The sequence below is a fragment of the Arthrobacter sp. 210 2 genome (genome assembly GCF_059093025.1).
Map to the genome: position 1 here is coordinate 1 of NZ_JBNHIE010000019.1, position 22,129 is coordinate 22,129.

Consider the following 22,129-nt stretch of genomic DNA (forward strand, 5'->3'; position numbering starts at 1 on the left):
CTCAATGGCCTCAGCCTTGAACTCAGGGCTGAACTTACGACGGCTAGACATGAAACAGATTCTCCTAAACCCTGTCTCAAATCACCATACGGGCGCATACATCAACTGGTGGGAAGGCAGAGGCAGCAAAGCACACCAATTCCTCCAACTCGCCCTCGACACCGACCCCGCGTACCGCCTCGCCCGCCTCAGCGACCAAATGATCGGCTCCGGCCTCGTCGCCGGCTGGAACATGAACAAAGAAACCGCCTACAAATCACTCCCCTTCGACCTGCCGTGAAGCACTTATGTCCGAGTCAGCAGGTTGACGGAATCTCCATTATCGGCGTTTGGTTTGCGACCTGATTGGACCAGGGAACCAGAGTCAATCTAGCCAGGCGACAGCCCTTACTGGGGCGCCGTCCGTGTGGTCCAGTTTTAAGGGAAAGAACCCGGTGCGGCAGCGGACCGGCAAATTACTGGCGCCCCGGACGTTCTCGACGATCAGGCCGCCGGATCCGAGTACGAGTTGATGAACGGGAAAGGTCGATGTTACTGCGGACTGGCCAGTTTGATCGGGGTTGAGAGTGTCGAGGGCGAGAAGCCGCATTCCCCGTTTCCAGAATTCCTCCGCGGCTTTCAGGGACAGGTAGGGGTGGTCAAAATACGCTTTCGTCCCGAAGTGTTTGTCCCAGCCCGTGGCTAGTAACACAATCGATGGGACATTGCTTTCCGTCTGGTCTGCGATCCGTTCCCAAGTGATGCATTCCCCCGGGGCCAAGTCCTTAAGGTGGACTACCAACGTCTCGCCCGTGAGCTCGTCCAGCAGCACCTCCGATGTGCTGCGAGCCCCCTTTATGGTGTGGCTGGGCGCATCGAGATGCGTTCCAGTGTGAGAGCCCATCTGGACACCGGTAACGGCAACCCCGTCCTTCTCCAGTGCAAGGGCAGTGTGCAATTGAACGCCAGGATCGCCTGGGAAGACCTGCATGCCTGAGCTCACAGGATGGGTTAGGTCTATGAGTGTCACGAGGTGGCCTGGCCTGCAGTTTGCCTAGTCGCTTCCTGCTGGGCGAGGTTCCCGGCGGTTTCGCCGGCGAAACGACGGCGGTCTCTGGCGGAAAGAGCTAAGTACAAAAGGAAGCTGACGACGAAGGCGGGAATGGTGGCTCCCACGGGGCTGGGCCAGAGGTAGGTCAGCAGGTACGACACTCCCGCTCCCACCACCCACACTGTGATGGCGGACCAGTTGATCCCGGCGGAGTACCAGTAACTACCGCCGTGTTCGCGCAGAATGTCCCGGGTGTAGTTGCCGTGTTTGATGATGAAGTAGTCCACGATCATGATGGCGAAGACGGGGACAAAGAACGCCCCGATAACGAATAAGAAGTCGGTGAACTGGTTAAGCAGGGCCATCCATGTGGACCCGAGAATCGAAATCGCTCCAACCACCAGGGCAGTGGGCAGGAAGCGCAGCTTCCAGCGAGGCTGGGCGTTGACCACGGATGTGACCATCCCGTAGACCACCATAGTGTTGGTGGCCATGACCGACATGAAGATCACAACGGCCAAGGGAGCGCCGAAGGCAGCCACGATGGCTGTGGGGTCAAATGCCGCTGCCGGCTGGCCGGAGAGGATGACAAAACCTATGGCCGTTGCACCAAGGGACATGGACAGGATGGTTGAGAGCGTGTACCCGATTCCCGAGCCGATGATGCCGGCGCGGCTGGACTTGGCCAGGCGGTTGAAGTCGGCAGAGAGAACGGTCCAAGAGATTGCCGTTGCAACGACAATGTCCAGAACTGTGAAGTTCGTGAAGCCAAGAGATTCGTCCACGTCCAGGGCGGCGAATTCAGCGGGGCTGAAGGTAGTGAAGGCGGTGACGAAGACGTAAGCCATGATCGCCAAGATCACCACGGCAAGCCAGGGTTCGACCTTTGCGATGCCTTCGTGGCCAAAGATGGCAAGGCAGACAACGATTACTTGGCAAAGCACGGCGAACAGGATCGGGTTGGAGAAGCCGGTCACCGGCTCAAGCAGGTAGTTTACTGTTACACCGGCGAGCATCGCCTGTACCCAACTCCACCCCATCAGGATGATGAAGTTGGCTGCCACCGGCAACAGGCTTCCCCGGACACCGAAGGCGCCCCGGGTGATGGCCATTGTCGGAAGTCCGGTGCGCGTTCCGATGCTGCCGATAAGAGTCAGAACGACAGCACCAACAACCGTTCCAATCACGATCATCATCAGCGCCGAAATGAAGCTGACCCCGGGCACAAACAGGGTCCCCGTCAACAAGGTGGTGACGACGAAGTTGGCGGCCAGCCAGATCATGCCGATCCGCCGGGTGGACAAGGAGCCGCAAACAGGGCCGAAGCCGTCAGCGTTCTGCTGCAGGTGCGCGTCAAGGCGCTTGTACATATTCATTGGGGTCCTAAAAATTTCCGGGCTACTGCGCCAGAGCTGGGGCGGGGGAAAGATGCTCGTGGATAGCCGTCAGGCTGCCGTCTTCGGTTAGCCGAAAGATGATGGATTCCCGTTCCCGGTAAGACTCGCGGCTATCGGGGGTTTCGACTGTTGTCGCGACTTCATGGATGAAGACGGCGCCGCCTGGAAAAGTTGTGACCAGCGGATCACTGGACTCGCAGGCGATCACCTTCCACCCCTCCCCCAACCACCCTCTCCAGAGCTCTTCGTACTCGCGGCGGCTGCTCAACTTTGACGGTTCGGAGTGGAAGACGAACGTGGCGTCCTCAGAAAAACAGGAAAAGTAGTGGCTCGTGTCGGTCGAAGCGAAAGCCGCAACAATGTCTGCTGCTGCCCTCACCACGTCCTGCTCCGCTGGTACAAGGGCGAGGTCGGGAAATCCCATGTTTTTGTCCTAGAGGCAAGGCATATCGGTATGCCGGGAACTGATCGGGTGGGCGGAGATCAGGCCAGCGCGACGCTGAGGACCGGGCTGGAGCAAAGCTACTCTTGAGCCGACAGGGCGAACCCGGCCAGCCGGCGTATTTCCTGGCCGAGGGCCTGGGCTGCGTAGCCTGTGGCTGCTCCGAAGCGGTCCCCCGCCACGGCATTGTCTGCCATCAGGGTAACGAGTTCGAAGGCCACATGGCTTGCAGCCACGCCGGTTATTTCGGCGTGGTCGTAGGCGGGGGCAACCTCCACGACGTCGGCCCCCACCAGGTTCATGCCGCGGAAGCCGCGGATAATTTCCAGCAGCTCGCGGCTGGTGATGCCGCCGGCTTCCGGAGTGCCGGTGCCCGGGGCGTGGGCCGGATCCAGGACGTCGATGTCCACCGAAATGTACAGCGGTCGGTTGCCGATCCGGTCCCGGACCTTGGCCACGGTCTCCAGGACGCCCTGGTAGTAGACATCAGCGGAGGTGACGATGCCGAACCCAAAGCGATGGTCGTCGTCAAGATCCTTTTTGCCGTAAAGGGGCCCGCGGGTACCGATGTGGCTGATGGCCTCCGTGTCCAGGATGCCTTCCTCAACGGCGCGGCGGAACGGTGTGCCGTGGGTGTACTCGGCGCCGAAGTAGGTGTCCCACGTGTCCAGGTGAGCGTCGAAGTGCAGCATCGCGATGGGTTCGCCGGCACGCTCGGCGGCGGCGCGGAGCAGGGGCAACGCAATGGTGTGGTCACCGCCCAGCGTCACCAGCTTGCTGCCGCCGGCGGTGAGGTCGAGCGCGTTCTGCTGCACGGTCTCGATGGCCTCGTTGATGTTGAAGGGGTTCACCGCCATGTCACCGGCGTCGGCCACCTGGATGTTTTCGAAGGGGCTCACGTCCCAGGCAGGGTTGTACGGGCGCAGCAGCCGGCTGGCTTCCCGGACGTGGTTGGCACCGAAGCGGGCGCCGGGGCGGTAGGAGACGCCGGAGTCGAAGGGAACACCCACAACCGTGACATCCGCCTTTTCCACCTGGTCCAGGCGCGGAAGGCGGGCATAGGTGGCAGCCCCGGCGTAGCGGGGAATACGGGATGAGTCGATGGGGCCAAGGTTGCCGTTGGCTTCGATGCGCAGCTCTTCCAATGGAGGCCTCTCCTTCGAGGAGTCTAGGAACTGATGTGACTGCCATCATACATAGATGTTGTCTTTTAAGCATCATCTGTTTACTCGCAGGCTTGAAGCGTTGGCGCCCGCGATTTGGCAAAAGCTTGGCGGCGGCCGTCCTTGGAATCAGCATCGGGTAAGCAACTGAAGGCGAGATGGTCCCTTGCAGCGTAAGAGAGACGCGATGAGCTTTCATTCAGCGAGTGGAGAGGAGCAAACAGTGAAGCCATTACTGATAGACGCCAGTGCGCTGACAGGCACACACGCTTCACCCTCCCCAACCTTGGATCGCCACAGCATCTCCAGTCGGAAAGTGCTGTGGTTGTCCTCGGCGTGATGTATCCAAGCGTCCGCCCACAGCTTGTCGAAGCTAACGCCCACCTTGATCGGATGCCCATACCTCCTGGTTTGGTGGGCCTGCAAAGCGTGGACGTTGTCTTCTACGACCCGTTATCTTCCAAGAGGAACGGTGAGGAGGTTCCCAGGCCGCCGCGAAGTATGGAAGGAATTCTAAGGGTGATGGCCACCGAAATCGTACGGAGGCCCAGAAAGCTGTTGCCCGTGAATTGGCTTTGCTTTCGATAGAAAGACGCAGGTAGTCACCACCCCTCGACTGTCATCATTTTGCGATACCCAGAACCCCGTGAATTACAGTCCGTGGCGAAGGGATCGAAGCCTTATCCGGCTCAAGCCCTCCTATGGGAGAGGTGGATGAACGTACCGCCGGGAGGACGGCTGGCAGGTTCGTCCTATCCACCGGGAATCGTGAACTCACCCGTGACGGTCAGCCACTCCTTACTTCAGCTCAGGGCGTTATGGACCTTTGAGGTGAGGCACACCCCAACCTGAAATGCATATCCTTGCCTTGGGCTGCAAAGTAGCGGGAATTATGTCCCCGGTCTACCGTGAAGCGGCACGGTGGCACCGCCGAGCCGGGGACAATTTCGTAGGGCATCTAGCGCTACTGCTCGGAGGGAACTATCCCAGCGGCTCCCAATTCTTGGCAGGGTAACCGGAATTGTCCCGAGGCCATCGACGGATAAGTTACTCCGGGCTTCGGCCTGATCAGCAGACATGGGGTTGTCGGCGAGACAGGTGACGGAAGATCCGTTTTCGGCGCTTGATATCCAAGCGGGCAATGAGTGGATCGCGCGTTTGGCGGTAGCTGGAGCCTTTGAGGTGACGACTTCGGGTTGAAGTGATGGGGCCAATTCTTCGGGAAGAAAGGGGGACCATGTGAGCGTGCGCTCCTGTTGTGTGAATGAGTCCAGCGGACCAACAGCAGTCGGGCGTGGTTGGCGTTCTTGATCTCGCAGGTGGCGGTCCGGGGTGAGTCGCTGTAAAAAGGGGCCATCCTGGTGAGCTCGGTGACTCGAGGTGCTACCCGAAAGAAGGCAGATCTTCCTATTGAGCGGGATTTCTGTTGGTAAGCGGTGCACATCATTACTCTTGGATTGTTCGTGCAATCGGGAGAGCTTCCTTGCCAAGGTGCTCCAGCACCGATAGTTTCTGCTCCAGCGTGCCGGTGAGATCGTCGTAGTTGAAGTCGAGCCGGTCCAGGTTAAGGTTCTTTGCCAGGTGACCCAGCCGCTTTCCGACGGTGTCGGGACTTCCCACCATGAGTAGGCCGCGGTCGATCTCACGATTAAAGTGGCTGCGGTCTATCGGGCCCCAGCCACGTTCTTTTCCGATTTCGTTGAACCGGTAGTTGTAGGTGGGCCATGCCTCCTCGCGTGCCTGCTCATCTGTTGCGGCGACGTACCCGACAACGCTCAGGCCCCGCATCATTTTTTGCTGCGAGTGTGACTCCAGGGCCTGATCGAAGAGGTTGAGGTACTGTTTTAGTCGTTGCTCTGTCTGACCAAGGCCGGCGAGCATGAGGTGGTAGCCGTACTGGGCTGCCCGCAGCACAGAGTTGGGGTTTCCGCCGACACCGATCCATGCGACCAGCCCGTCCTTACCACTGGTCTTGGGGTAGACGTGCTGATTCTCCAGGTTTGACCGGGTAGAGCCCTTCCACGTCACTGCCCCCTCTTGGCGCAGCCGGGCGAAGAGTTCGGCGCGTTCTTCGAAGAGCTGGTCGTAATCTTTTAGGTTGAACCCGAACAGGGGGAAGGATTCAGTGAAGGACCCCCGCCCGAGTATGGGGTGGGCGCGGCCGGCTGAGACGGCATCCAGGCTGGCGAAGCGTTGATAAACCCGGACCGGGTCATCGCTGCTGAGCACGGTCACTGCTGAACCGAGGAAGATTTTCTCAGTCTGAGCAGCGATTGCTGTCAGTAGCACGTCCGGTGCCGAGACGGGGATATCTGCCCGGTGGTGCTCTCCTATTCCGAAGCCATTGAGGCCGAGCTGCTCGGCGCGGATACCCTGCTCAACCACCGAACGTATAGTGGCCCCGTCGCGGTCGGGGTCACCACGCAGGTCTGTCGGGACGGCCCCGAATGTCAGGGCGCCGTATTTTGTCATTTCGTCTCCTTTGCGTAACTCTGGGTCAGAGCGTTCATACGTGGTCGGTATTCTGAGCTGTGGGACGGCTTGGCCCCACGCTGCCGGCGCTCATTGCCGGTTCAGAGGCGCTATTTTGATCATGTCGAACTTGGCTCCCATGACTGTGGCGGTCTTCTGTGGTGAAATTGCCGCCCCACCGCTGTCAGATTTTCCTTGTGTTTGGTTTTAGCCCAGGAGCACGAGTAGGCCCAGCACTGTGCTGAGCATCGCCAGGGCGCCGAGGATGATGTTGGCCTTGACGCTTTCGCCATGGCGGGCATGCAGGACGCCAGCGAACAGCATGGTTACCGCCAAGCCGGCGCTGGCCGATGGGGCCAGGATCGGGGCGACTCCGACAGCCAGCGGCAGGGTCAGCCCGAGTGCAGCCAGGACCTCCAGCAGGCCGACAAGGCGGAGCCTGGTAAATCCGAACTCTTCGGCCCAGGAAGCGGTCGCGATCAATTTCTCCCTCGAGCCGGTCAGCTTCATAGCCCCGGCGGCCAGGAATGCCAAGGCCAGCAGGGCGTTGATGATCCACAGAGCGATAAGCATGGAACTCCTTCAGCGTGCATTGCATCGACGGTTACGATTAGTAACAAACCCCATCATGAGGGTTCTCAGGACGGCTTACAAAAGGCACATGAGTGTCACTGAAGCACACAGATGGCACCCATAGAGGGGGACCACACGCAGGAAGGAAGGCTCCAATGGGAACGCTGTCAGCAGTTGAGACAAACCAAGACCCTGCCACGGAGGCTGAACTGTTCAGGAGCGACTACGAGCAGATCTGCCGCGAACATCAGCACGACGGGCGCATGATCCGAGAAGTACTGGAACGGGTCGGTGACAAGTGGTCATTACTGGTAATCGCCTCTCTGCAGAACGAGCCCCTGCGGTTCACCGCATTGCAGCAGCACATCCCCGGCATCTCTCAACGCATGCTCACCCGCACAGTCCGGCTTCTTGAGCGCGACGGGTTGATCACCCGCACCGTCTATCCCCAGGTACCGCCACGGGTCGAATACGGTCTGACAACGCTGGGACAAACCCTCCTGGTACCGGCACTGGCGCTAAGCAAATGGGCTGTGACGAACCAGGAAGCCGTCCGCGCCTGCCGAACCCGCTACGACGAAGCGGTCACCGAATAAGCCGCGCCGGCCAACTGTTCGAACGGAGCGTGGGTTGGCTTGAATACGAAGAAGTTGTAGAAGTCGGTGAAATGGGAGCGGTAGCACCTGATTCCGCACGTGAGCAACCTGAAGCTTAGAAAGGACCCCTCAGGTGCTCAACCGCGCGTGCCCCGCCATTATCGGCGTTCCTGAGGGAGCAAGTGCATCAGGCGTAGCCCCCCTTGCCCTGGCACTTCCGGTTCGCCGAGTGAAAGCATAAGCCTGTTTGCCCAGTTGAAGAATGCGGATGAAGTGGCCACGTCAATGATTCCGGAGTCATCGAGCCCAGCATTGCGAAGGCGTTCCAGTGGACTCGCCTACGTGAGCACACCGTCGCCGCACGAGCTGGCGACGGACGAGGCCGAACAAGCAAAGTGTCTTGCACTGCATAACTTGAACCACCTCTAGGACGGTGCTAGGTCCCGTAGGAAAGCCAGACCGTTGGCGGCCAACTCGTCCTGGCTCGGGGACAAGCGGCCGTCAGGTGGAGGCCCCTTCGGAAACCGTGACATCCGCAGTGAAACTTTCATTGTTCAGGGGCGTTTGCAGCTGCCATCAGGTGGGTGGCTCCTTCAAGTATCACTCCGATGTTGCGGGGATTGTGGGCGAACCGTCCCAGGAAGAGCCCGTCGACCTGCGGGTAGAGCTGCGGCAACAGCCCGGGTCCGGCGCTGCCGCCGTATAGCAGAGTGTGTTCGATGTCCAGACCCTGCCGGAGGTGATCGGTGACAGCGCAGACGTAGCGTGGGTCTGCGGGTTGGGACGCGCCGATTGCCCATACGGGCTCGTAAGCGATGACCGGTCGTGGCCCTTGCGGATCGATGTTCGCAAGCCCGATCTGCTTCAAACAAATCCGGGCCGCTTCTTCCGGTCCTGGGACTGCCCCGGCTTCTGTTGACTCGGGGTCTTAGGCCGCTCTCAGCGCGGTTCGGTTGATTGTTTCATATTCGATGGGCGTGAGTTTTCCCAGCCGTCTTTGACGTCGCCGGCGGTGGTAGGTCCGCTCGATCCAGATTGTGATGGCCAGTCGGAGGTGCTGTCTGGTGAGCCACCGCTGACGGTTAAGAACGTTCTTTTGCAGCAGCGAGAAGAACGATTCCATGGCAGCGTTGTCCGCGCACGCACCGACCCCGGCGGACTGTCTTCGTCGGCCGGCCGGCGGGAAACCAGCTCGAGCCGGTGAAGCCAGCTGTCACCGAAGTCGTACTCGTAGAACGCTTTGCCTGAGCCCAATGTAAGCAGCTGATCCAGGGAGCAATCCTCCTCGGGCCTGTCGACCGGTTCTTCACATTCCTGCCCTGGAAGCCACTGCGGGCCGGAACTTCACCATCGACCGGCCGCAGCGGCGCGAACGGGTGGCTTGCGACAAACTTGTGCAGGTGCGCGTCCTCCCGGTCGTCCAGAAACAACGCGTTGCCGACCTTCTGGGGGTCTCTATATTTATCTTGATAGTGAAGCCGGGCTCGTCTCCGAGCGTCTGGCGAAGGCCCGGATACGCCCCGGAAATAGGGGCGCAACACCACGATCGGGGGAATTGTTGCTCCAAGTGGCAAGTGCGTTTTGTGGTTCATCGTAGGCGTCCCAACCCGACTTTGGGATTCAGCAATAGGGGCCAGCGGCCGGAACATTGTGTTCCGGCCGGCAGGCTGCTGGGTTCAGCTCCTGTTAGTGCGGTGCATCCCGAGCCCGCTCTTGGTGCACCCGCGAGGTCTCTATTGGAGCAGGTGTCTAGACGATATGAAGTGTGGTCAGGTCCTGCTCGTCCGGGCCGGCCATTATTCGCCCGGCGTAGGTCCTGCAGCGCCGGCTTGATGTGATTTGGTGGGCGGCGTGCGGGAGGGTGGCGCTGCCGGCCCTGTTCCCGGGCGGTGATGGCCTTTATCCCGGACGGGCAGATTTGGCAGGGACGGTGGGGGCCGGGGCCTTCTGTTTCACAGCGTCCGTGGGTTGCCATTAGCGGCTCCCCGTGGCCTGCGCGGCCCCGTCGGGGTGCAATGGTAGTGCCACATGTGAGGTTGGGAGGTCCCGGCTGTGTTTGAGCATACTTTCATTGGTCTGGATGTTCACGCGGTTAACGTCGTTGGGCATGCACTGAATCCGGACACCGGCGAAATAACACGCCACACGATGACCGCCGACCCGGCTGTGGTGGTGGAGTGGGTCCGCCGTTTCGAGCCGCCGGTCAAGGTTGTCTACGAATCAGGCCCGACCGGGTTCGTCCTTGCCCGTCACCTGCGGTCCGAGGGCATCAACTGCGTGGTTGCGGCGTCCTCGAAACTGCTGCGCGCCCCCGGGGACCGGGTGAAAACCGACCGGCGGGACGCCCGGGTGCTGGCCGAAATGCTCGCCGTCGGGTCGGTCACCGGGGTCCGGATCCCGGACCCCGACGAGGAAGCCCTGCGGGATTTGTCCCGGCTGCGCTCCGGTGCGGCCAGGGACCTCGCGCACGCCCGCCAGCACGTGAACGCCGTCCTGCTGCGCCACGGCACCCGCTATCCGAAAGACACCCGGTGGACGAAGGAACACCGCCTGTGGCTACACCGCCAACACTTTGACGAACCGGCCCTACGGTTCACCTATCAGGCCGATGTCGAACAGGCCGAGCTGCTCGCCGCGCGCCTGGCCCGGATCGACCAACAGGTCACCGCCACGGCCGCGGCCTGCCGCTACACCCGGGTGATTGACGCGTTGATGTGCTTGCGGGGCATCCAGCTCACGACCGCGTTCGGGCTGGCTGTGGAGATCGGCGACTGGACCCGCTTCACCGGCTCGACCATCGGCTCCTACCTCGGCCTGGTCCCCAGCGAGGAGTCCTCCGGCCAGTCCCGGCACCGGGGTCCGATTACCAAGGCCGGGAACACCTACGCCCGCAAACTCCTGATCGAAGCAGCGTGGCAGCATCGGCGCCCCTACGCCCGGCCCGGGGAACGGCTGCTGCGCCAGCTCGAACTCGTCGACCCCGCCACCCGTATCCGCGCCCTGGAAGGAAACCACAGGCTCCACCAAAAATGGGAACACTTCGACGAGCGCCGCAAAATGTCAGTCAAGGCCAACACCGAGATCGCCCGCGAGCTCGCCGGCTGGTGCTGGTCCCTTGCCGCCCCGCTCCAGCAAGGAGAACGCATGACCGCGGCCTGACATAAACCTGCCGCCGAACGTGATCGAAGCCGGCCGATGGCAGCATCCGGAGCTAACCCGAGTTTCCGCTATGAGCAGACGTCCCCCAACGTCGACGCTCGATTCTAGACACCGGTATGCTCCAGCCGAACAAATCGTCATGCGGTAACCAACCCGCGAATGTCAGCCTGACACTGCAGTCGAAAACGACTCGCCACGGCCCCCAGCATCATGACCGGCCGGCACAAAGATGAGCGGCTCCCGAAATCAAACCCGGAAGCCGCTCATCCATGCACTCTTGACAACCAGATCTACATATCAGCGGACGGAGGCTTCCGGCAGGCCGTCACTGTCAGAGGTTTCCAACACAATTCCCTGGGCTAGTGCCGCGCGCTGGACACGGGGGTCGTCGGAAGGCAGTTCAATGGGCTCTCCTTCCTCAGTGCGTGCATAGGCCGTGAGGGGGAGCGGCATTAGATTGGGTTTGAAGAGACTGGTGGTGTCCTGGGTATCCACAAGGAGTTGGGCTTCTTCCTTCGTGGCGACGTTGGGCAGGGATCCGTTGAGCGGCTTCCTGCTTGTCTCCTTGAGGAAGAAGACGGAAATGAGTCCCAGGACGGCGGCGCCGACCAGGTAGTAGGCGGGAACCATCTTGTTGGCCGTGGCGCTGATAAGCGCGGCAATAACCAGTGGAGCTGTGCCGCCAAATGCCGCGTTTCCCAGATTGTAGGCGAGCCCAAGCGCACTGGCCCTGGACGGTGTCGGGAACTGCTCCGGCAGGGAGGAAGCGTAGCTCGACGAGAAGAGAGTTGCGCAGACCATAATACAAAGGGTTCCCACAAACGCCCCCCAGGCCTGCCCTGATCCCATCATCATGAAGGCTGGAATTGGAAGCACGACGCCGAGTATGGCGCCGATGTACAGGATGCGTTTCCTGCCTATCTTGTCAGAGAGCGAGGCGAAAAACTGGGTGGCGAAGGCCGCTATCACGAAGAGGGGGAAGACGACAAGCGTGCCCTGGGCACCTTGGAATCCGAGAGTCTGGCTCAGGTAAGTAGGAGTGAAGGAAGTCATAGTGTAGGCAATGACATTGCCGGCGGCCGCCACGCCCATGACTGGCAGAATGAACCGCCAGTGGGTTTTGACCACCTCCACGATACCTATGTTCTTTTCCAGTTCACCGGTTTTCCGTGCTTCTTCAGCACGCTCCTTGAGGACGGCGGTGAACGTGGGGGACTCCTCGATCCTGTACCGGAAGTACAGGGCAATCGCAGCAAGTGGTCCCGCGATAAGGAACGGAATGCGCCAGCCAAAGGACTCCATCGCGTTTTGGTCCAGAGTTAGCTGCAACACAGCTACCAGGCCGGCTCCAAAGGCGAACCCAAGGTAGCTGGAGCCCATGAATCCGACGAAGAAACCTCTCCGCTTGTCCGGGGCGTATTCGCTTAGGAACGTTGCACCACCGGTATATTCACCGCTGGCCGACAATCCCTGAAGGAGCTTCAGGAAGACCAGAAGCGCTGGGGCCCACACCCCGATAACGGCGTAACCCGGGAGCAGGCCGGTAGCGAACGTGGCAAAGGACATCAGGAGCAGGGTGAACGTGAGTACCTTTCGGCGCCCGATCCTGTCTCCCAACCACCCAAAGAACACGCCGCCAAGTGGACGGGCAACGAAGGTCACTGCGAACGTTCCGAACAGATAAAGGGCCTGGACAGAGGGGTCAGCCTGGGGCAGGAAGACCGGGCCCATCACCGAAATGAGGTAGGCGAATACTCCGAATTCGTACCACTCAATGATGTTTCCGACGACAGTTCCGGCGACTGCGCGCCGGAGGGCATCTTTCTTAACAATGCGGACGTCACCTTTCCGCAATCGCCGCTTAGAAAAGTAAATGCCGTCATAATCGGCAATCCTGGGTCTTCCATCGGACATGGATAGCCTCCGTATAGGTCCTAGTGCTGCGTAAAACGTTGTTGGGGACAGGTCTAACTGCCGTCTACCCCTTGAAGCAGCCGGTGGGGTGCGGTGGGGTGACCCGATCCAAATGATGCCCGCTTGAATCCCCCGGTTAGGACGGGGATCTCAATGGTTGCTTGCAAACCCTGTTCTTTGGGGCGTGCATGATCAAGTTTGGCGGCAGGTGTATAAATTTCACATCGACTTGGGATAAATAAAACAGGACCACTCGCATAGGACCTATAAGTCACTTCCCGAGATTAGCGCGGACAATCTGTAGTATTTCCAGTCCATCGAGCTGCGGTGACAGGTTCGTCGCTTAATGGAGGAACAGATGCGGGGTGCCTCTCCCACACCGATGCCTTTCAGACCCTCTTCTGACGGTTATTCAGCGGCTTCCTGACGTTAGGTTGGGGTGTATTCTAGCCCTCTCCCCGGCCGATGAGCTGGTAGCCCCTCTTATCAAGAGCTTTTCTACCCGGACGTGGTCAGCGTCGTCCAGCAACGCTCTACCCGACCTACCCGGCGCAGCCTCAGCGGAACCAAGCGAACATGGTGCCTGTCCTGGTGGAAACTGTGCCAAGGGTCCATGTCCTAATCCCTGGGCGCTTGCGCGCGAGTCAGGCTCTCGGGGACTACCCCTCCTCCCTGCAGAAGAGTTCCGCCCGTTGCGCCGACTCCGCTAACCGGGGTCTAAGTTGCAACTAAACTAGCTAGGCGTCTCGTCGGCGGGACGCCAGGTAGTGGCTTTACCGTTGTAGGCAGGAAAAACGTGTCCTTCCGAGAACGGCTGAACCACTTGCGGTTCCCCTTCCGGGCTCCAGAGTCCGGTCGCAGGGCAATGGGAGCCCGTAGCTCCCGAGCGGCCGGCACGTTTCGAAGATAGTGTAATGCGCTTCATCGTTGAACCTCATCTTTCTGTGTTGCAAGAACAGACGTATGGGACAAGATTAGGAAGCGCTCGAACTGTGCCCAATGGGCACAAGAACAAAACGACAGCGACCAACAATGCACACGGACAGGGGCCGCAGGAGAAAAAGTCCGAGTCCGGAAACACTGGCCTCCTTGCATCTCGGCGCGTGAGCGCTGGCTCGCCCGCGGAGTCATTAGGGGCCCTTCGCAGATGAGCGTGGTTAGCGCAATCTGAAACTGGCGCCGCGGGGCGGGCCGTTTTCGGTGCGGCGTGGTGCGGCAGGAAAGAGGTCAGGGCCTCTTTGAATTGGTAGCGACCAAGCAACCAAAACCACAAAGAGACCCTGACATGAATAACTCTATGTCTTGTTCGGGTGGCCGCTGGTGCACGCGCGCGGATGCGCTGCTCGGCGTCGAAGGCATCCACGTCAGCTCCGTCACTGCAACCGGGACCGGCCTGCTTCTGCGCATCGAGACCGGTGATGACCTTACAGGTTGCCCGGACTGCGGCGTCGTCGCGGTCGGCCACGGACGCCGCCAGGTCCGGCTCCATGACATCCCGTGTTTCGGCCGGCCCGTGCGGCTGCTGTGGGCCAAGCGCGTCTGGCGGTGCCCGGACCCGGACTGCCCAAGAACGACATTCACCGAGGAACATCCTCTGGCCGGACCACGGGCGAAACTGACCGCAAGGGCCGTTGGCTGGGCGACCGATGCGCTGCAGGCTTTCGATACCTCGGTCTCCGCCCTGGCCCACCAGCTCGGCGTCTCCTGGCACACCGTCTGGGACGCAATCAATGCAGAAGCCACCCGCCGCATCAGGAGCTCCGATCGGCTCGCCGGCGTTAACGCGCTCGGTGTCGATGAGCACGTCTGGGCCCACACCGGCCCACCGGGCTCCGGCATGGTCACTGGAATCGTGGACCACACCCGCGACGACCACGGCAGGTCCACGCCCGGCTGCTTGACCTCGTTCCAGGCCGGTCCGGGAAGGCCTACGCCGACTGGCTCAAAGACCGAGGCGCCGGATTTACCGCCGGAATCAAGACCGCGGCACTGGATCCCTTCCGCGGCTACGCCAACGCGATCCGTGACGAACTCCCTGAAGCCATCACCGTCCTGGACGCCTTCCACGTCGTCAAACTCGGATCAGCCATGGTCGACGAAGTCCGCCGCCGGGTCCAGCAGGACACCCTCGGACACCGCGGCCGCAAGGGCGACCCGCTCTACGGCATCCGCAGAACCCTGCAGATCGGCGCCGAACACCTCAGCGAGAAACAGTCCGCACGCCTCGATGCGAAACTCACCGCCGGCGACCCCGACCACGAAGTCACCCTCGCCTGGCAGTGCTATCAGAAGCTCCGCAACATCTACCACGCCCGCCCGGAGCGGGGCAGGGAACTCGTCAACGAGGTCATCGCATCATTCCCGACCTGCCCGATCCCGGAAGTCGCCCGCCTCGGCCGGACCCTCAAACAATGGAAGGCCGCGATCCTGGCCTACTTCGACACCTTCGGCGCCTCCAACGGACCTACCGAAGCGATCAACGGCGTCATCGAAACCACCCGCAGAATCGCCCGCGGTTTCCGCAACTTCACCAACTACCGACTCAGATGCCTACTCGCAGCCGGCGGCCACCGCCCCTACCGAATCAAACAGGCCAACCATGCCTAAATGCGAAGAGCCTCATTAGGCCCGCTCTAGGGCCTGAGCAACCGCGGGTTGCTCGACATGTTGTTGAAACAGTTGAGAAACGCGACTGCAAAGTCGCGCGAATAGTCTCACCGTAATTCCCCTCCATAACGAAGGCCCTCGTGAAAAGCCGTACACTGCGCAAAAATCTGATAATCGTTCCTGTGATAGTTGCAACTCTCACATCCTGCACGAGCACCGCGGCCAACCCGCCGGCGTCCAAGGGGTTTGACCCGTCGGGTCTGAGTGTGCAGGAGCTCAGTGAAAAGCTGGAAGCCGGTGACGTGACCTCTGTTGAGTTGGTGGACTTCTATCTCGACCGGATTGAGGATCTCGATTTCCAGGGACCTGAGCTGAACTCGGTGATCTCGGTCAACGGCAACGCCCGAGCCCAGGCACAGCGAATTGATGAGGCCCGTGAGGACGGCAATGACCGGGGGCTCCTCTACGGGATCCCTTTCGTTGTGAAGGATAACTACGATGTCGTCGGGCTGCCGACAACGGCGGGGTCGGCCGCCCTGGCAAATAACTACCCTTCGACGAACTCGGCTGTGGTGCAGGAGCTCCTCGATGAGGGTGCCATCGTCCTGGCGAAGACGAACATGTCCGAGTTCGCCGCGTCCTACGGCCGCCTGGGCTACAGCTCGCTCGGCGGACAAACCCTTAACCCGTTTAACCTCAAACGTGACGCGTCAGGGTCAAGCAGCGGCAGCGCTGTCGCAGTGTCGGCCGGTCTTGCGCCCTTCGCACTGGGAACAGATACCTCTGGTTCGGTCCGTGGACCTGCCTCCGTGACCGGGATCGTAGGGATCCGTCCCACCCACGGTTTGGCAAGCGGATCCGGTGTAGTGCCTCTCGCGCCGTCCTTTGATACTCCCGGTCCAATGGCACGCACGGTCACCGACGTCGCCGTAGTTCTGGACAGCATCACCACGCCGGGTCCTGACAACAACGGCACCTCTGACTCGGAAGTTCAAAGCTACAGTGGCGCTCTCGATAAGTCGGTCCTTGAAGGAGCACGAATCGGTGTCCTTACAGAATTGCTAGGGGGCAACGCAGAAGTGGACCAAACTGTCCACGCTGCCATCGCGTCCATGGAGGAACAAGGCACCACGGCTGTTCCTGTCAGTTTGGGCGCTGAGTACCTGAATTTATGGAGTGATGTCCTTGGTCCTGTCGGGGAAGCCGAATTCGCCAGCGGACTCGAGACCTATCTGGCGAAAACAACTCCAGGGATCGTCAAGACCCTCGAAGACGTTATCGCCATTTCAGGTTCCGATGGTGTGCTGAAATCTGCGACACCCGTGAACCCGGCGCGGTTGAACGGACTGAAAAGTGAACAAGCCAACCGTGGGCTCCAGAACAGCCCAGACTATCGCGTGGCGGTGTCAACCAAAATGCCGCAGCTTCGAAAGCACCTGGAAGACATGATGGACGAACAGGATCTCGACGGTTTGATTTTTCCCACCATGGCATGTGTGGCAACTCCCCGCTACGACATCGAGGACCCCACCTACTCCTGCGATGCAGAAGACCCATACACCGCCTCCTACATCGGTTCTGCAACCGGACTCCCCGAAATTACTGTCCCCGCCGGCGCAGATCAGCACGGCATGCCAATCGGTATCTCCTTCCTCGGCCGCGCATACGACGAACAGACCATCCTCAACCTCGGATACGCATGGGAAACCATCGCGCCCACCAAACCGGCCCCTGGGACCCTCACTCCCTAAACCCATGTAAACCGCCGGTAGCGAACGCGTTCAGACCAGGCGCCGATGCAGAGCCCGCCGCTCCCCGGATACATGTTGCGGTTCGCCGAGCTCCACCCGAAGAAGGATAATGCCGAAGTTATGGAGCAGATGAAGGCCTATTCGCACCCTAGGAATCCAAGCACACTCCCCCGCCGGAAACCCTCAGAGGGTAAATCCCTTGCCCATGCGGGCAGTTTACGGACCGCCAATCTTCAACGTAGACGGAAACACCGGAGGCGACACCGGCCGCGACCACTGCCTGACGCCGCTCGGCCAGGGCCCCGTCGACTTGGGACCCGGAAAGCCAGCCTGCACATTACGCTTCTGCTCCAGCCGGTGGATGATCTCTAACGCCGTAGTGCTCATTATGCTTTTCCTTGAACTAAGGGCGCCTAGGTGTAATGTCCCGGCACGTTGGTGACACGGGGTGGGGATTTCCGCAATAAAGAGGACCTCCGGGTGTTGTGTGGAGCTTGTCGAGAGCAGCACAGATACCAGGAGGTCCTCGTGTCCCACTCTAACGCGATCCTTGCACCTGCCGGGCGCTTGAAGCTGACCCAACGCGTGGTGAATCATCATTGGCCGTTGCGCCCCGCGGCTGAACGGTTCAACGTCTCAGTGCCCACCGCAGCCCGCTGGGCCAAGCGTTACGTCGAGCACGGAGCTGCTGGCATGCAAGCGGCCCAGCCGGCCGATGAGCTGCCCACATCGCAGTGCAGTACGGACAGAACACCGGGTTGTTGGGCTGCGGACCTCCAAGCGTTGGGGGCCGGCCAGAATTGCCTACCACCTGCACTTAAACATCTCAACTGTCCACCGGATCCTCCACCGCTACCACTGCCCACCGCTGCGCTTCACGGACCCTGCCACCGGGACGAGGACCCGGCAGGAACGCGCCCGCCGCTATGAGTACGCATGGCCCGGTGAGATGATCCACGTGAACGTGAAGAAACTAGGCAGGATCCCCGACGGCGGAGGCCACCGCAGCTTGGGAAGAGTCGGCGGCGATGCGAACAAACGAGCCCGGAATCTCGCTGAAGGAGCCCGGAGGAATCGGGGACTGCTTCGTGGTTTCACGTTCCATTCACTACGCTGTCGATGACCACTCCCGCTACGTCTACTCCGAGATCCTGCCTGACGAAACCAAAGAAACTGCCGCAGCCTTCATGCGCAATGCGATCGCCGCGTTCTCCGCCCAAGGGGTAAAAATCCAGCGGGTGCTAACCGATAACGGCTCCTGCTACCGCTTCAAAGCCTTCGCCCGGGTCCTGGCCGAGGCCGGCATCCGCCACAAACGCACCAGACCCTACCGGCCCGGACAAACGGAAAAGTAGAACGATTCAACCGCATCCCCCTGGAGAAGTGGGCCTACGCCCGGCCCTTCGTCTCAGAAACCGAACGCTAAGCCTGTTACCAGGACTTCATCGAACACTACAATCAGGCCAGGCCCCACACAGCGCTCAAAGGCGCCTCACCCGCCAGCCGCGTCACCAACCAACCGGGTTATGTTAGCGGCCATGAAAAACTGCCCATAGGCGGCCACGAAGATGCCCACTGACTTGAATTCCAGGGGTCGTTGCAACACCCGTGCTTAGCTGGCTATCAGTAAATCACGTAGACGCTCGGCTGGGGTGTCCCAGTTCAATGTTTTGCGTGGTCGTCCATTGAGTTCCTGGGCGACGTGCTCCAGGTCCTCCGGCCCGTAGGCGTTCAGGTCCGCGCCTTTGGGGAAGTACTGGCGCAGCAGTCCGTTCGTGTTCTCGTTGGATCCACGCTGCCACGGGCTGGCCGGGTCGCAGAAGTAGACGTCCATGTCAGTGGCGATACTGAAAGCCTTGTGCTTGGCCATCTCGGCACCTTGATCCCAGGTGAGAGATCCCCGCAGGTGCGCCGGCAGAGTTCCCATGGTTTTGATCAGTCCGTCGCGGACCGATTCGGCGGTGTGGTCCACCGGAAGGTGCACCAACATCACGTAGCGGGTGGTGCGTTCCACCAGCGTTGCGATCGCCGACTGGTTATAGGCTCCGGTTATCAAATCCCCCTCCCAGTGGCCCGGGACGGCGCGGTCTTCGACCTCGGCTGGACGATCAGAAATGTTGATCATCGGGTCCCGGAAACGACTGGAGCGTTCCTCGGGATTCCTGTGCTGCTTGCGGCGGGTCCGGCCGGTGCGCAGGGCCTCTTTCACCTCGCGTTTGAGCCCACCGCGGGCCTGAAAGTAGAGGGCCTGGTAAATCGTTTCGGGGCTCACGCGCATCTGCTCGTCATCGGGGAATTCCTTGATCAGGAGCTTCGAAATCTGTTCCGGGGACCAGTGTGTGAGCAGCTTGGTTTTCACGTAGTCGTGCAGTTCCCCCGGTTCTGCCAGCTTACTGTCCTTCGGCCGTGCCCGGGCCGCGGTGGCAGCCCGGTGAGCACCGTAAGGCCGGTAACCCAGCACCGGGTGGCTGTTGCGCTTGATCTCCCGGCTGATGGTGCCCACGGACCGGCCCAGGGCCCTGCCGATCGCTTGCATTGAGGTTCCTTGGCACCTCAGATCCGCGATCCTTTCCCGCTCCTGCAAGGACAGGTAGCGGGTGCTGACCGAATGCTCCAGAGCTTCCAACATCACCATGGCGGATGCTGGCACCGTCGCTGAGGCTGGCAGCTCCGGCACCGCTGCAGGTGGCGAAAGTTCCGTGAAAGTAGTTGTCACTTCCTGTTTATACGGCAGATCCACGACATGGCCTTGGGCCGAGGCCGTGTCCTTTGCAGCCTGTTGCCGGTCCCATTGGTAAGAGCTTTGTTTGCTGGCACCAACGGCGAGGGCGGCGGCCCGCCGGCCGAATCCTTCTTCGCGTAAGCGGAGGTAGTTAAGCTGCTTCTCTGAAGGGCGCCGCAGGCATGTGGAGGCCATGCCGGCATCGACCGCCCAGTTCGAACAAGTGGAGCGGTTCAGGCCCAGCTGCTTCGCTGCCGCGCTGACGCTACCGATTTCGCGGAGCACGTTGAGAAACTCCTCGATCACCGCCGGTGAATAGCGTTGCGCCGGACCGGTCTTCACTGACCGGGTGTTCCGTGGCTTCCAGGCGACTGGATGGATCCTGCCGGCCCAGGTGTGCGCGGTGCCGATATTCAGCCCCACTTCCCTCGCTGCCGCCACGATGCTGCCGGTCCGATCAAACGCGGCATGGAACTGTTCCTTCTCAGCATGGGTGTACTGGCGTTGACGCCTGATCCCGGCAGCGTTCGCCCACTTCTGGCAGGTACTTCTGTTGATACCGAGTTCCTTGGCCGCCCCGGCGACAGTTCCCAAGCGCGCCACGGCGGCCAGGAATTCCTCCCTTTGCGCACGGCTATGGGACTGCTGGGAACGCTTCACAGCAGTCCCAGCCAAGGGCGCAGATTTCTCAGTTGAAGCAGATTCTTCCTCTAAGGAAGAACTAATTGTTAATGGTGATTCCATAGGTGTTGCAACTCCGGATTGTCGGAGGTGTTGCAACGATCGCTAGAACTCGCCCAGCGGGCACACTAACTGGCCGCCCGTGGGCAGACACTAATGGCCATTGACAGGGTTAATACACCTAGGGCGCCAAAATCGTCGGCTGCTTGTATTTGGCCTGGCATCCAAGGTGCTTATGAGCGCCTGGTGAGGATAACTCCTGACGCCGTGCATCGGGCGCGCTTCTACCGTGTATTTTTTGAATAAATGAAGTCTGCAGCAGAGTAACCTCCCCGAAATGGTCAGTCGCACGGAGAGTCACCAAGATTTTGTGAGCATTTCCAAACATCCAGGCACAGAAGAACGTAAGAACCGACTAGTGATTTTTGGAGATCTGCTGACGGGTGTCAGTCCTGCACGCTCCGGAGCCGATGCCGTTTGCTGCACGGCACCAGATCGCTTCAATGCGATGGTCAACATTAATTTGGCGCTAGATTGCCGCCCTATGCGGCAGATTCCGCACCAGCACCACCTTAGCTTGACACAATCAACTATCCGCTTGGAAAAGTTTGAAAGCAGGGATTTCGTCGGCATCTCCGAAGCCGCGGCATCGCATTGAAATTTCGCGCTCACTAGGCAGCTCTCAAGCAGCGCGAAACATCTTTTTGAAGATGTCGTATGCACCAGCGTCTACCTACTGGTTTGGATGATTCCGCCGCCGTAGGAACCATCCTGGCGAATTCCTAGGGGTCATCCGTCCCGTGACCGCCGTTTTTGGAAGTCACCGCATGTGCAGCGCCTAACCCTGCTGGTCACAACTAAGCAGACGCTTACATCGCTCCGTAGCACGAGCCGCATTTTAGGTGCGAGTTCCGGTCTGCATTCTCTCGGGTCCGGACTGTAGAGACGTTCCGTAGCTATTTGGGACTATTCGGCATCATAGGTATTGGCTATATATACATCGCAGGGAGCGTTGTGGGCAACGCTGTTGGCTACGCTGCCTAGAACACGGCCGATACCCTGCATCCTCCGGTTTCCCACCACTATGATGCGAGCTTGCATCCGTACGGCTTCCCTAATAAGGGCGTCTGCGGGACGTCCGCGGGCCGATGAGTAGGTGACCGCGATGTCCCGTCCAAGGGAATGCGCGACGGACCGGGCGACCTGCTCGGCCGCGTCGGCGTCGGACACTATCCATTGGTCGCTTCCGGTACCGAAGACTTCGGTATGGTCGCTGTCGAACGCCGAAACTACGTGAAGCGATGCGCCTAAAGCCGCCGCAAGATCCCGGCCGGCTTCGGCTGCCTTTCTTGCTGTGGCGCTACCATCTACGCCGACAACGATAGTTCCGCTCATGTGTTGATCCCTTAACTGATAGTGCGGTCTGAATGGTGGGTCGAAGGCAGCATCTCGCTATTGGCTTCCCGGAATATTGAGCAGGCTAGCACTTCTTAGACAGCGGCTTCAGTGCGTTGCGCCGGAAAGGGGCTCTTCACGGTTTATGGGGAAATGGATCCCTGGGATGAGCGTCATGCCGCCGTCCGGACGGCACTTCTCAAGAGAATAACTGATTTGTAGTTGGC

14 protein-coding genes and 5 pseudogenes are annotated in these 22,129 nt (G+C 60.4%); 7 read left to right on the top strand and 12 right to left on the bottom strand.

Annotated elements, in window-relative coordinates; genetic code table 11:
• Nucleotides 1-280: pseudogene (locus AC5RWA_RS21205) on the top strand (hypothetical protein); the annotation flags it as partial.
• 84 nt (nt 281-364) lie between these two features.
• Here AC5RWA_RS21205 and AC5RWA_RS21210 read toward each other — a convergent pair.
• The 6 genes from AC5RWA_RS21210 to AC5RWA_RS21235 all read right to left on the bottom strand — a co-directional run bounded on the left by AC5RWA_RS21210 (nt 365) and on the right by AC5RWA_RS21235 (nt 7,077).
• Nucleotides 365-1,009 (bottom strand): cyclase family protein, encoded by a 645-nt coding sequence (locus AC5RWA_RS21210; protein ID WP_494058948.1) that lies wholly within the window; start codon nt 1,007-1,009, stop codon nt 365-367.
• Complete coding sequence (locus AC5RWA_RS21215) at nt 1,006-2,406, bottom strand: purine-cytosine permease family protein (protein WP_494058949.1); 1,401 nt, start codon at nt 2,404-2,406, stop codon at nt 1,006-1,008. Before AC5RWA_RS21215 ends, AC5RWA_RS21210 begins: the two co-directional genes overlap by 4 nt.
• 22 nt (nt 2,407-2,428) lie before the next feature.
• Nucleotides 2,429-2,851 (bottom strand): YybH family protein, encoded by a 423-nt coding sequence (locus AC5RWA_RS21220; RefSeq protein WP_494058950.1) that lies wholly within the window; start codon nt 2,849-2,851, stop codon nt 2,429-2,431.
• A gap of 98 nt (nt 2,852-2,949) precedes the next feature.
• Nucleotides 2,950-4,014 carry an agmatinase gene (gene speB, locus AC5RWA_RS21225; RefSeq protein WP_494058951.1) on the bottom strand — a complete coding sequence of 355 codons (1,065 nt, stop codon included), beginning with the start codon at nt 4,012-4,014 and terminating at the stop codon, nt 2,950-2,952.
• Between the two features lie 1,464 nt (nt 4,015-5,478).
• Nucleotides 5,479-6,504 carry an LLM class flavin-dependent oxidoreductase gene (locus tag AC5RWA_RS21230; RefSeq protein ID WP_494058952.1) on the bottom strand — a complete coding sequence of 342 codons (1,026 nt, stop codon included), beginning with the start codon at nt 6,502-6,504 and terminating at the stop codon, nt 5,479-5,481.
• A 207-nt stretch (nt 6,505-6,711) separates the two neighbouring features.
• Entirely contained in the window at nt 6,712-7,077 is a 366-nt protein-coding gene (locus AC5RWA_RS21235) for a DoxX family protein (protein ID WP_494058953.1), read from the bottom strand.
• A gap of 155 nt (nt 7,078-7,232) precedes the next feature.
• On the opposite strand from AC5RWA_RS21235, the gene AC5RWA_RS21240 reads away from it, so the two are divergent.
• Entirely contained in the window at nt 7,233-7,673 is a 441-nt protein-coding gene (locus AC5RWA_RS21240) for a winged helix-turn-helix transcriptional regulator (protein ID WP_494058954.1), read from the top strand.
• 547 nt (nt 7,674-8,220) lie between these two features.
• On the opposite strand, the gene AC5RWA_RS21245 is transcribed toward AC5RWA_RS21240, so the two are convergent.
• A complete protein-coding gene (locus AC5RWA_RS21245; RefSeq protein WP_494058955.1) occupies nt 8,221-8,541 on the bottom strand; it encodes a triose-phosphate isomerase in 321 nt (106 codons plus the stop codon).
• A 60-nt stretch (nt 8,542-8,601) separates the two neighbouring features.
• Nucleotides 8,602-8,823, bottom strand: a pseudogene (locus AC5RWA_RS21250) (integrase core domain-containing protein); the annotation flags it as partial.
• Between the two features lie 902 nt (nt 8,824-9,725).
• Here AC5RWA_RS21250 and AC5RWA_RS21255 point away from each other — a divergent pair.
• Entirely contained in the window at nt 9,726-10,832 is a 1,107-nt protein-coding gene (locus AC5RWA_RS21255; protein ID WP_494058956.1) for an IS110 family RNA-guided transposase, read from the top strand.
• Between the two features lie 297 nt (nt 10,833-11,129).
• Here the strand turns inward: AC5RWA_RS21255 and AC5RWA_RS21260 are convergent, their stop codons facing one another.
• Nucleotides 11,130-12,746: an MFS transporter gene (locus AC5RWA_RS21260; RefSeq protein WP_494058957.1), complete on the bottom strand. Its 1,617-nt coding sequence runs from the start codon at nt 12,744-12,746 to the stop codon at nt 11,130-11,132.
• Nucleotides 12,747-14,031: 1,285 nt separating this feature from the next.
• Between AC5RWA_RS21260 and AC5RWA_RS21265 the strand changes: the two are divergent.
• Nucleotides 14,032-15,353 (top strand): annotated as a pseudogene (locus tag AC5RWA_RS21265) (ISL3 family transposase).
• 140 nt (nt 15,354-15,493) lie between these two features.
• On the top strand, nt 15,494-17,104 hold the full coding sequence (locus AC5RWA_RS21270; protein ID WP_494058958.1) for an amidase: 1,611 nt from the start codon (nt 15,494-15,496) through the stop codon (nt 17,102-17,104).
• A gap of 229 nt (nt 17,105-17,333) precedes the next feature.
• On the opposite strand, the pseudogene AC5RWA_RS21275 reads toward AC5RWA_RS21270, so the two are convergent.
• Nucleotides 17,334-17,491 (bottom strand): annotated as a pseudogene (locus tag AC5RWA_RS21275) (4-aminobutyrate--2-oxoglutarate transaminase); the annotation flags it as partial.
• A 141-nt stretch (nt 17,492-17,632) separates the two neighbouring features.
• Here AC5RWA_RS21275 and AC5RWA_RS21280 point away from each other — a divergent pair.
• Nucleotides 17,633-18,683 (top strand): annotated as a pseudogene (locus AC5RWA_RS21280) (IS481 family transposase).
• 33 nt (nt 18,684-18,716) lie between these two features.
• Here AC5RWA_RS21280 and AC5RWA_RS21285 read toward each other — a convergent pair.
• Nucleotides 18,717-20,021: an IS30 family transposase gene (locus AC5RWA_RS21285; protein WP_494058961.1), complete on the bottom strand. Its 1,305-nt coding sequence runs from the start codon at nt 20,019-20,021 to the stop codon at nt 18,717-18,719.
• An 856-nt stretch (nt 20,022-20,877) separates the two neighbouring features.
• Between AC5RWA_RS21285 and AC5RWA_RS21290 the strand changes: the two genes are divergently transcribed.
• Complete coding sequence (locus tag AC5RWA_RS21290) at nt 20,878-21,165, top strand: hypothetical protein (RefSeq protein WP_494058959.1); 288 nt, start codon at nt 20,878-20,880, stop codon at nt 21,163-21,165.
• Between the two features lie 308 nt (nt 21,166-21,473).
• Here AC5RWA_RS21290 and AC5RWA_RS21295 read toward each other — a convergent pair whose 3' ends face one another.
• A complete protein-coding gene (locus AC5RWA_RS21295) occupies nt 21,474-21,902 on the bottom strand; it encodes a universal stress protein (RefSeq protein ID WP_494058960.1) in 429 nt (142 codons plus the stop codon).
• Between the last annotated feature and the right edge of the window lie 227 nt (nt 21,903-22,129).